Origin of the sequence: Enterobacter cloacae complex sp. IR53041, from assembly GCF_049238285.1 — a bacterium.
Taxonomy (GTDB): domain Bacteria; phylum Pseudomonadota; class Gammaproteobacteria; order Enterobacterales; family Enterobacteriaceae; genus Enterobacter; species Enterobacter roggenkampii.
The window spans coordinates 91,269-102,245 of sequence record NZ_JBMKHB010000019.1; the positions used below are offsets into that span (position 1 = coordinate 91,269).

The 10,977-nt window shown below is 51.8% G+C and carries 8 protein-coding genes, 1 other RNA gene and 2 pseudogenes; 8 read left to right on the plus strand and 3 right to left on the minus strand.

The annotated features are described in order from the left end of the window. Nucleotides 1–18 precede the first annotated feature (18 nt). Complete coding sequence (gene kbaZ / locus ACOTXF_RS14940) at nucleotides 19–1,326, minus strand: tagatose-bisphosphate aldolase subunit KbaZ (protein WP_045415292.1); 1,308 nt, start codon at nucleotides 1,324–1,326, stop codon at nucleotides 19–21. A gap of 239 nt (nucleotides 1,327–1,565) precedes the next feature. On the opposite strand from kbaZ, the gene ACOTXF_RS14945 reads away from it, so the two are divergent. Continuing rightward, on the plus strand, nucleotides 1,566–2,369 hold the full coding sequence (locus ACOTXF_RS14945) for a DeoR family transcriptional regulator (RefSeq protein ID WP_045415290.1): 804 nt from the start codon (nucleotides 1,566–1,568) through the stop codon (nucleotides 2,367–2,369). Nucleotides 2,370–2,414: 45 nt separating this feature from the next. Here the strand turns inward: ACOTXF_RS14945 and garD are convergent, their stop codons facing one another. Further along, a complete protein-coding gene (gene garD, locus ACOTXF_RS14950; RefSeq protein WP_045415288.1) occupies nucleotides 2,415–3,986 on the minus strand; it encodes a galactarate dehydratase in 1,572 nt (523 codons plus the stop codon). 498 nt (nucleotides 3,987–4,484) lie between these two features. Here garD and garL point away from each other — a divergent pair, with 498 nt between their 5' ends. From garL to tdcB, 7 genes and pseudogenes are all read left to right on the plus strand, one after another. Continuing rightward, on the plus strand, nucleotides 4,485–5,255 hold the full coding sequence (garL, locus tag ACOTXF_RS14955) for a 2-dehydro-3-deoxyglucarate aldolase (RefSeq protein WP_232926960.1): 771 nt from the start codon (nucleotides 4,485–4,487) through the stop codon (nucleotides 5,253–5,255). A gap of 21 nt (nucleotides 5,256–5,276) precedes the next feature. After that, nucleotides 5,277–6,167: a 2-hydroxy-3-oxopropionate reductase gene (gene garR / locus ACOTXF_RS14960; protein WP_045415285.1), complete on the plus strand. Its 891-nt coding sequence runs from the start codon at nucleotides 5,277–5,279 to the stop codon at nucleotides 6,165–6,167. Nucleotides 6,168–6,226: 59 nt separating this feature from the next. After that, an RNA gene (gene rnpB / locus ACOTXF_RS14965) (RNase P RNA component class A) lies at nucleotides 6,227–6,603 on the plus strand. Nucleotides 6,604–6,979: 376 nt separating this feature from the next. After that, nucleotides 6,980–7,279: pseudogene (locus tag ACOTXF_RS14970) on the plus strand (pentapeptide repeat-containing protein); the annotation flags it as partial. Between the two features lie 54 nt (nucleotides 7,280–7,333). Beyond that, complete coding sequence (gene wcaA, locus ACOTXF_RS14975; protein WP_045415340.1) at nucleotides 7,334–8,191, plus strand: colanic acid biosynthesis glycosyltransferase WcaA; 858 nt, start codon at nucleotides 7,334–7,336, stop codon at nucleotides 8,189–8,191. 755 nt (nucleotides 8,192–8,946) lie between these two features. Further along, the gene (gene tdcA, locus ACOTXF_RS14980) at nucleotides 8,947–9,867 is read left to right on the plus strand and encodes a transcriptional regulator TdcA (protein WP_047746863.1); all 921 of its coding nucleotides are present in this window, start codon (nucleotides 8,947–8,949) and stop codon (nucleotides 9,865–9,867) included. Between the two features lie 100 nt (nucleotides 9,868–9,967). Further along, nucleotides 9,968–10,887: pseudogene (gene tdcB, locus ACOTXF_RS14985) on the plus strand (bifunctional threonine ammonia-lyase/L-serine ammonia-lyase TdcB); the annotation flags it as partial. Between the two features lie 11 nt (nucleotides 10,888–10,898). On the opposite strand, the gene ACOTXF_RS14990 reads toward tdcB, so the two are convergent. After that, nucleotides 10,899–10,977: IS1 family transposase (locus ACOTXF_RS14990; protein WP_421635261.1), on the minus strand; the 79-nt coding region annotated here is incomplete at its 5' end.

Consider the following 10,977-nt stretch of genomic DNA (forward strand, 5'->3'; position numbering starts at 1 on the left):
AGCGCTTTCCTCTTTTTATTATGCGTTTTGCGTTGTTACACCTTCGCAGGCGGCGTGGTACTGCTGGAGTATGTCCTGAATGTGGTCGATGATGAGTTCCCGTGGCGTTGACTTGAGAGCGCCCTCGCGAACTTTGCCGTACTGCAGCGGCAGGTACTGGCTGATCAGCGGCAGCGGAATGGGCTCGTCTGCCAGGTTGCGCACCAGCCGTTCAAAAGCGTCGTCAATCTGGCTGTCCGGCCAGTAATAGCGCACGCGGTCAGAGTAGCTGTAGCCACGGGCCAGGCGACGCGCGTTGCCGTCACCGTGGTAATGGCTTTGCCAGTATTCCGGGCGATCGAGCATGACGTTTTCCAGCACGTGACGCAGGTCAGAAACGGCTTTCGCTGGCAGCAGTTCCTCTTCGATGGCGGCCAGCGCGAAGAGCGCTTCGCGCAGGGCGAAGGTCAGGGCAGGGCCAACCTTCAGAATCGCAAAGTGATCGTTGACCAGCTTTCGCAGCGCCTGCGGCGTCTGGTAGTCGGTGGAGTGGGCTTCAAACACCAGCGTGTCGTAGGCTGCAACCATTTTGCTCAGGGCGACGGCTTTCTGCGGCTGATAGTCGCAGACGTGCGCATGGTCGAACTCCACGCCGGGCTGGACGACCAGACCAATAATGCGCGGCCAGATGTCGGTTAAGCCTTCCTTTTCGAATGCATGACGGTGCGCTTCAAGCGTGGCGCGGGCTGCGTCCGGCGTGGTGACTTCAAGTTCGGTGAGCGTCTCGTGCGCGCCACCGGGAACCGGTACTTCCGTGCCGATAACGTAGACCAGATCGGATTCACCAAACTGCTCGCGACAGGTCGCTTCGGCAATCTTCGCCAGGCGTGCGGCGCGTCCGGCGACGATCGCATCGGTCAGGGGAACCGGATCGTCCTCACAGGACATGCTGCAGTCGAGGTGGATCTTTTTGAATCCGGCAGAAACATAGCTTTTGATCAGATCGTCTGCGTTGGCCATCGCCTGTTCCGCAGGGAGATTTTGCCAGCGGTTGGGGCCTAAATGATCGCCGCCGAGGATCAGCTGTGACGTCGGGAAACCGAGCGACTCGGCAAGCTTGCAGACAAACCCGTGAAAATCAGCGGGCGTCATGCCGGTATAGCCGCCAAATTGATCCACCTGATTGGAGGTGGCCTCGATCAGCAACGGGGATCGATGCGAATGCGCATAACGAATGGCCGCTTCCAGTACCAGCGGATGCGCGGAGCAGACGGCATAGATCCCGTTTGAATTCCCCCGTTTATGGTGTTCCACCATTTCTGTCAGATGTTTCACTTTCCTCTCCATTTCGGATGGTAATGATATTTATCTTTCGTTTTGTTTCATTTAATCCTGCATCATGGTGATATAAAAATAAAACGAAAGATAATAGTTTTCCGATCTGTTTCACAAAAGAAACATAATGAAAGGTTTCAGCGCGATGCCAGCTTGCGTATCGTCACCATGCAGGGCTTGCATTAGCGTAAAGGAAAGGCCTTAATAGGCAAAACGAAATGAAACGAAAGAATATTGATTAAGGAGCTCGTATGAGCAGCACCGATTCATCCGCAGAAAAGCGCATCACCGGCACCAGTGAAAGGCGAGAACAGATCATTCAGCGGTTGCGGGCGCAGGGAAGCGTGCAGGTTAACGATCTGTCTCATCTGTACGGCGTATCGACGGTGACGATCCGCAATGACCTCGCCTTTCTTGAGAAGCAGGGCATTGCCGTTCGCGCCTACGGCGGGGCATTGATTTGCGAAGGTAATGTGCCGGGCGCTGAGCCTTCCGTGGAAGATAAAAGCTCGCTGAATACAGCGGTGAAGCGCAGCATTGCTCAGGCCGCTGCCGCGCTGGTCAAACCCGGGCACCGCATCATTCTGGATTCGGGTACCACGACGTTTGAAATCGCCCGCATGCTGCGCCAGCACACGGACGTGATTGCGATGACTAACGGCATGAACGTAGCGAATGCGCTGCTGGAAGCTGATGGGGTGGAGTTGCTGATGACCGGCGGGCATTTGCGTCGTCAGTCGCAATCCTTCTACGGTGACCAGGCCGAGCAGTCGCTACAGAATTACCATTTTGACCTGCTGTTCCTGGGCGTCGATGCCATCGATCTCGATCGGGGCGTGAGTACGCATAACGAAGACGAAGCCCGTCTGAATCGCAAAATGTGCGAGGTGGCGGAGCGTATTATCGTTGTTACTGACTCCAGCAAATTTAATCGCTCAAGCCTGCATAAAATCATTGATACGCAACGGATTGATATGATTATTGTCGATGAAGGTATTCCGGCGGAAAGTCTTGAAGGATTACGGAAAAGCGGGATTGAGGTGGTGTTGGTTTAAATTTTTTTACCCTCTCCCTGGGGGAGAGGGTAGAGTGAGGGGAAATCACGTCACCGGTGCCGGGTTAAACACCGCCAGCTGGTTGTGTAATCCCCACTGATCCGAAAAGGTTTTCTTCCGCCCGCTGGCGACATCGAGAATGAAGTGGAACAGCTTCCAGCCCACGTCCTCAATACTCTCTTCTCCGGTGGCGATGGTGCCCGCGTTGATATCCATTAAGTCATACCAGCGGTTCGCCAGCGCGGTGCGGGTCGCCATTTTGATCACCGGTACCGCCATCAGGCCGTACGGCGTGCCGCGCCCGGTGGTAAAGACCTGCACCGTAATGCCGGATGCGACCTGCTGCGTGCCGCACACAAAATCGCTGGCCGGCGTTGCCGCGTAGATCAGGCCGCGTTTCGTCGGGCGCTGTCCCGGAGAGAGCACCTCTGCAATGGCGCTCTGCCCGGATTTGGCAATAGAGCCGAGGGCTTTTTCCACCACGTTTGCCAGGCCGCCTTTCTTGTTCCCGGGGGAGGGATTGGCGCTGCGGTCGGTTTTGCCCATATCGAGATAGTTATCGTACCAGGCCATCTCCTCAAGCAGGCGCTTGCCGACCTCTTCATTAACCGCGCGCGGCGTCAGCAGATGGATGGCGTCTCGCACTTCGGTCACCTCGGAGAACATTACCGTGGCGCCGCAGCGAACAAGCAGATCGGATGCAAAGCCCACCGCCGGGTTGGCCGTCACGCCGGAGAAGGCATCGCTGCCGCCGCACTGGGTGCCCACAACCAGCTCCGACGCCGGGCACGTTTCTCGCTGGCGGCGGTTGAGCTTGTCCAGATGGCGTTCTGCCACCTGCAAAATATCGTCGACCATTGAGCGGAAACCGACGTGGCGTTCGTCCTGCAGGCGCACGATGCTGGCCTCGTCTGCCGGGATGGCTTTGACATCCTCGGTCCCCTGAAGTAAACGTTCTGGCTGCAATTTTTCACAGCCGAGGCCAATGACCATCACCTCGCCGCCAAAGTTCGGGTTCAGGGCGATATTGTGAATGGTCCGGATAGGCACCACGGCAGCGGGCGCATTAATCGCCACGCCGCAGCCGTAGAGGTGGTTCAGTCCCACCACGCCGTCGACGTTCGGGTATTTTGGCAGCAGATCGCGTTCGATGATTTTCACCACGTAATCCACGACGCCCGCCACGCAGTGCACGCTGGTGGTAATGCCGAGCAGATTTTTGGTGCCGACGCTGCCGTCCGCATTGCGATAGCCTTCAAAGGTATAGCCTTCCAGTGGGGGAAGCGGTTCCGGCACGCGGGTTGCCAGCGGAAGCGTATTCAGCGGCGGCGCTTCTGGCAGCGCCACCAGCGACTCCTCCACCCAGCTTCCCTGCGGTATCGAACGAACGGCATAGCCGATGACTTCACCGTAACGCACGATTTCGCTGTTAACAGGGATATCCACCAGGGCGACTTTATGTCCCTGCGGAACATGCTCAATCAGTTCCAGCCCGTCCGGAAAGCGGGTTCCCGCTTTTAAGCCATTGTCGTTGACGATAATCGCCACGTTATCGGCGTCGTGCACTTTTATATAAAACGCTGTTGGCGGTGCCTGTCGAATTTCAATGTCGGCCATTGTTCAGTATTCTCCAGCAAAAACTCTGATAATAAATTCAGCCATTTTTCTAATGGTAGAAATAAATACGCGGCTTTCAGAAATAAAGCATGTCAGCAGAATGAATAGCAAAATGTGATCCCGATCGCTTCAGAACCCGTAATCCTTGATTCTGTGCATTAGCGCCCAGTGCTTTGTGCATATGCAAAAATTTTGGTAATGCTGTCAACCTGTTGATGACTATTTTAATCTGTAGTCATTCAATCCTTGTAACATCAGGATGATCCTGGTGTCAGTGAAAATACGAAATCAACACGTTGGTATCATTACCAAAATTTTTATCAAAATATACCGTAATACCTGAGCATTAAAACAATGTGCGGTCGCGGATAGCGTCTTATACTGAATGACGTTTTTATCACGCCAGAATACGGCAGAATAATAAATATCATGCTGGCGCGGTGTCTGAATAAATAAAATGATGCTGAAAAAGGCTGCTGAATTAAAAAGGTAAATACGATGAATAACGCGATCTTCCCGAATAAATTTAAAGCGGCTCTCGCGGCGCACCAGATTCAGATTGGCTGCTGGTCCGCGCTGGCAAATCCCATCAGTACCGAAGTGCTGGGCCTGGCCGGTTTCGACTGGCTGGTGCTGGACGGCGAGCATGCGCCGAACGATATCGGCACCTTTATTCCGCAGCTGATGGCGCTTAAAGGCAGCCACAGTGCTCCGGTGGTGCGTGTCCCCACCAACGAACCGGTGATTATCAAGCGTCTGCTGGATATCGGCTTCTACAACTTCCTGATCCCGTTTTTGGAGACGGAAGAACAAGCGGCACTGGCCGTTGCGTCTACGCGCTACCCTCCCGAAGGGATCCGCGGCGTCTCCGTTTCACACCGCGCCAATATGTTTGGCACCGTCCCGGACTATTTCGCGCAGTCCAACAGCAACATCACCATTCTGGTTCAGATCGAGAGCCAGCAGGGCGTTGATAACGTCGACGCGATTGCCGCCACAAACGGCGTGGACGGGATCTTCGTCGGTCCAAGCGATCTGGCTGCCGCCTTTGGCCATCTGGGCAACGCCAGCCACCCTGACGTGCAGCGCGCGATCCAGCACATCTTTGCCCGCGCCAAAGCACACGGTAAACCGTGCGGCATTCTGGCGCCGGTTGAGGCTGACGCACGCCGCTATCTGGAGTGGGGAGCCACGTTTGTTGCCGTCGGCAGCGACCTCGGCGTTTTCCGCTCGGCTACGCAGAAATTAGCGGACGCTTTTAAAAAATAACCATCATTGAGGAAACAGATTATGACGCTGAAAGTGGGTTTTATTGGCCTGGGGATCATGGGTAAACCAATGAGTAAGAACCTCATCAAAGCGGGTTACTCACTGGTGGTATCCGATCATAATCCACAGGCCGTGGCTGAGGTGATGGCGGCGGGAGCAGAAACGGCCACCACCGCGAAAGCGATTGCCGAGCAGTGCGATGTCATCATCACCATGCTGCCAAACTCCCCGCATGTTAAAGAGGTTGCGCTGGGTGAAAACGGCATTATCGACGGCGCGAAGCCTGGCCTGGTGCTGATCGATATGAGCTCTATCGCACCGCTTGCAAGCCGTGAAATCAGCGAGGCGCTAAAAGCAAAGGGCGTCGATATGCTGGATGCGCCGGTCAGCGGCGGTGAGCCGAAAGCCATCGACGGCACGCTGTCGGTGATGGTCGGCGGCGATAAAGCTATTTTCGATAGATTTTACGACCTGATGAAAGCCATGGCGGGCTCCGTGGTGCACACCGGAGAGATCGGGGCGGGTAACGTGACCAAGCTGGCAAACCAGGTGATTGTGGCGCTCAACATTGCCGCCATGTCTGAAGCGCTGACGCTGGCAACCAAAGCGGGCGTCAATCCGGACCTGGTCTATCAGGCCATTCGCGGTGGTCTGGCGGGCAGTACCGTGCTGGATGCCAAAGCGCCCATGGTCATGGATCGCAATTTCAAACCTGGTTTCCGCATCGACCTGCATATTAAAGATCTGGCCAACGCGCTGGATACCTCCCACGGCGTGGGCGCACAGCTGCCGCTGACCGCAGCGGTCATGGAGATGATGCAGGCGCTGCGTGCCGATGGCCTGGGCACGGCCGATCACAGCGCAATTGCATGCTACTACGAAAAACTGGCGAAGGTGGAAGTGGCGCGTTAATCACGCCTTACCTATACCTGAGGGTGACAGCGGCGCGCAAACCCTCTATACTGCGCGCCGAAGCTGACCAGACAGTCGCCGCTTCGTCGTCGTCCCTTTCGGGGGAGACGGGCGGAGGGGAGGAAAGTCCGGGCTCCATAGGGCAGGGTGCCAGGTAACGCCTGGGGGGGAAACCCACGACCAGTGCAACAGAGAGCAAACCGCCGATGGCCCGCGCAAGCGGGATCAGGTAAGGGTGAAAGGGTGCGGTAAGAGCGCACCGCGCGGCTGGTAACAGTCCGTGGCACGGTAAACTCCACCCGGAGCAAGGCCAAATAGGGGTTCACATGGTACGGCCCGTACTGAACCCGGGTAGGCTGCTTGAGCCAGTGAGCGATTGCTGGCCTAGATGAATGACTGTCCACGACAGAACCCGGCTTATCGGTCAGCTTCAACTTCTTCTAAAACAATTCGTTGGTGTGCCTCAGGCCTTCACAGGCGAAAATGAAACACAGACTGTGATACAAACGAGGCACACCAACGGCTGTTCCATCCCGACTATCCTGAAACCTGGCAACCGCGACAGCCTTCATTTCTGACTACCTTCAGGTGGTTTTTTCGTATGTCTCTGGATTGCGATTCATGTTTATTCCCTGTCAAAATTTGATCTACAAACCACCCTGGCTCACTAAAATGTATGAGAAAAATAAATGAATCGTTAATAAATACAGTTTACCCCTAATTAATTTCTGAAAATGAAGAGGGGCTATTGCTACAGGATGATAAGAGCGCTTAACTCAACGCCTAATTTACCCATCGGTATTCAGTTGAGCATGAACAAAAAAAACAAACTAAAAAAACTGATTAAATATCATAGAAATATACTGAAAAATCACCGATACCAGCCTGATTTGGCAGGTGCAGACCTGCGGTTTATGGATCTCAGGGGGCTCTATTTACGCAATATTGATTTATCGGGATGCGATATTTCGTTTTGTGATCTTCGGGGAGCCGATTTCTCCTGTGCTAATCTTGCAGGCGCTAATCTTAGCTACTGTAAAACGGAAGGTACTATTTTTAGTCATGCTGATTGTACTTGCGTGGATTTTACTGGAAGCGATATCCATAATGCCTGCTTCAACGATCGCACCGGGCCATTGACAGAACATGAGAAAATTGAAAGTGACATGCCACTATCCCGACCTCTCATCTCCATCTATATGCCAACCTGGAACCGCCAGACATTGGCGATCAGAGCCATACAATCGGTGCTGAATCAAGACTATGTGCACTGGGAACTCATTATCATTGATGATTTCTCATCGTCATTTGACCAGCTCTTGACGTATATCACTGAACTGAATGACCCGCGCATTACCTATATTCGTAATGAATTTAACTCTGGCGCTTGTGCAGTTCGAAATCAGGCTATACGGATGGCCCGGGGTGATCTTATTACGGGTCTGGACGATGATGATGAATGGCTGCCGACACGCCTGTCCTCTTTTCTTACCTGTCAACATCAACTTCAGTTGCACAGTTTTTTATACGCAAATGATTATCTCTGTGACGGTACCGGATATCATCACCCTGATGAGTTGCAGGTATATCCGAAACCGGCTTATAAAAAAAGCCTGTTTGATAAACGTAATATTATAGGCAACCAAATTCTGACCTTAACCAGTAGAATGCAACAGATCCTGTTCGACGACGCCTTGCCTGCGGCTCAGGATTATGATGCGTTTTATCGGCTTGCAGAAACCTTCGGTGAACCTTTCAAACTGGATGACATCACCCAGGTGCTTTATGTCAATCACGGCGACGTCCGCATCACCTGCTCAGGACGAAAATTTTCAGGTTATCTACGTTTTTACCGGAAACACAAAGCCAAATTAGACGTACCGAGTAAAAAATATCAGCTCTTCACTCTTTACTACATTCGCAACAAAAAAATGCGCCCGCAAACCCTGATGAAATTGATGACGCTACGCAATCTGAAACGCTATCTGATGATGTATACCCGCTTCCGGAACAAAAAGTTCTAAGGCCTACAAACGACAAGAGTCGTGGCGGTGTTCAGAATGAGTAGATGGATACGGAAATCTTAGCGACGAGGGGCTGGGTAAGTCGCCGGGAATCACCCCGGCAGACAACCACGACGAACGGGTAAGCGCTGCGCCACCCGACAACCACACAAACGACATCAATTCTCATATTTGCGACATTAAGCACATTTCACTGTTTTTCCCTTATCAACTCCACCTCGGTATCTGCATATGATCGACATCACAAAATTTAAATCCAAAAAACCGACGATCTGTAGTATTGATAATTTGTTATGATTGTTAGCTTAATGATCGCAAATCTTTTCTCGTTTGATATGCACATATTGAAATCAAATACATTTCTCCCATGAATGTGTGACGTATTCCACTCTTTTCCTGAAGTCTGAAAATTCACGCCGTAAAAAATTGATAAATTGAAAGAATGTTTCAAACAAATAACGGTTATTTATTGGTCTTTAATTGCCTGAAATATCGTCTTTATTGATTTATTAAGATCGATGAAATTTATCCGGGTTATCGCCATAAAATAAATTTATTACCGCTATTTTTGTTGATCAATATCAGCGTTGTAGCGTATTTTTATGTTTCTATTTTGTTGATCTGTAAGGTTTTTAATGGGTTTTTGAGAGGTGGATTAAAAGGGCTGAAAAGCAAATTGTGAGTAACAGCACATACCCCTTTAAACATTATTGAGTAGAATTCACCCCGTCATAGGGAAATAAGCGCAGAATATTATGAACACTATTATTCTACCGAAAACACAGCACCTCGTGGTATTTCAGGAAGTCATTAAAAGTGGCTCCATAGGTTCTGCAGCAAGGCAGCTGGGCCTGACGCAACCCGCCGTCAGCAAAATTATCAGCGATATTGAGTCCTACTTCGGCGTGGAAGTGATGGTGCGCAAAAACACCGGCGTGAAACTGACCGCCGCGGGCCAGGTTCTGCTCTCGTACTCAGAGTCGATCACCCGCGAAATGAAAAACATGGTGAGCGAAATCAACAGCCTTAGCTTCAGCACCGTTATGGATGTCTCCTTTGGCTACCCGTCACTGATCGGCTTTACCTTCCTGTCCGGGATGATCAAAAAATTTAAGGAAGTGTTCCCGAAAGCGCGCGTCTCAATGTATGAAGCCCAGCTCTCCTCTTTCCTCCCGGCCATTCGCGACGGTCGTCTGGATTTTGCCATCGGCACGCTGAGCGACGAAATGCTGCTGCAGGATCTGCACGTCGAACCGCTGTTTGAGTCCGAGTTTGTGCTGGTCGCCAGCAAAACGCGAACGTGCACCGGCCCGACGACACTGGCATCGCTCACGCACGAGCAGTGGGTGATGCCGCAAACAGATATGGGCTACTACAAAGAACTCCTGACTACTCTGCAAGACAACCACATCAGCATCGAAAACATCGTCCAGACCGATTCGGTCGTCACCATTTATAACCTTGTCCTGAATGCCGATTATCTGACGGTGATTCCCCGCGACATGATCGCCCCATTCGGTTCGGATCAATTTATTGTGCTGCCTGTGGAAGATGAATTACCCGTGGCGCGTTATGCCGCCGTGTGGTCTAAAAATTACAGAATTAAAAAATCGGCGTCCGTATTAGTTGAGCTGGCAAAACAATATTCGTCGATGAATGTCGAAAAACGACGATAAATAATAAGTTTCTATTTTAAAAATACCCAGAGCTTAACGCATTAACGCTCTGATACCCTGACTTTGCCTGAAAAGAATGAATTATTATAACGAGGATATTATGCATATTACTTACGATCTCCCGGTAACCATTGAAGATATTCAGGATGCCAGAAAACGCCTGGCAGGCAAGATATATAAAACCGGTATGCCACGCTCGAATTATCTCAGCGAACGTTGTAAGGGCGAAATATTCCTGAAGTTTGAGAACATGCAGCGTACCGGCTCGTTCAAAATTCGCGGCGCGTTTAATAAATTAAGCTCGCTGACCGATGCTGAAAAACGCAAAGGCGTGGTCGCCTGCTCAGCGGGAAACCACGCGCAGGGGGTTTCCCTTTCCTGCGCCATGCTCGGCATCGATGGCAAAGTGGTGATGCCAATGGGCGCACCAAAATCCAAGGTGGCCGCGACGCGCGACTACTCGGCGGAAGTGGTGCTGCACGGTGAGAACTTTAACGACACCATCGCCAAAGTCAGCGAAATCGTCGAGATGGAAGGGCGCATTTTTATCCCGCCTTACGATGACGCCAAAGTGATTGCCGGTCAGGGCACTATCGGCCTGGAAATTCTCGAAGATTTATATGACGTGGATAACGTGATTGTCCCTATCGGCGGCGGCGGTTTAATTGCCGGGATTGCAACGGCGATTAAATCCATCAACCCGACCATTAATATTATCGGCGTACAGTCTGAAAACGTGCACGGAATGGCAGCCTCCTGGCAGGCAGGAGAAATAACCAACCATCGCGTCACCGGCACGTTAGCCGACGGCTGCGACGTCTCTCGCCCGGGCAAATTAACCTTCGAAATCGTTCGTGAACTGGTCGATGACATTGTGCTGGTGAGCGAAGACGATATTCGCAACAGCATGATTGCCCTTATTCAGCGAAATAAAGTGGTGACGGAAGGGCTGGCGCACTGGCCTGTGCGGCGTTATTAAGCGGCAAACTGGACCACTATATTCAGGGCCGCAAAACGGTAATGACTCCAACTTACTGATAGTGTTTTATGTTCAGATAATGCCCGACGACTTTGTCATGCAGCTCCACCGATTTTGAGAACGACAGTGAC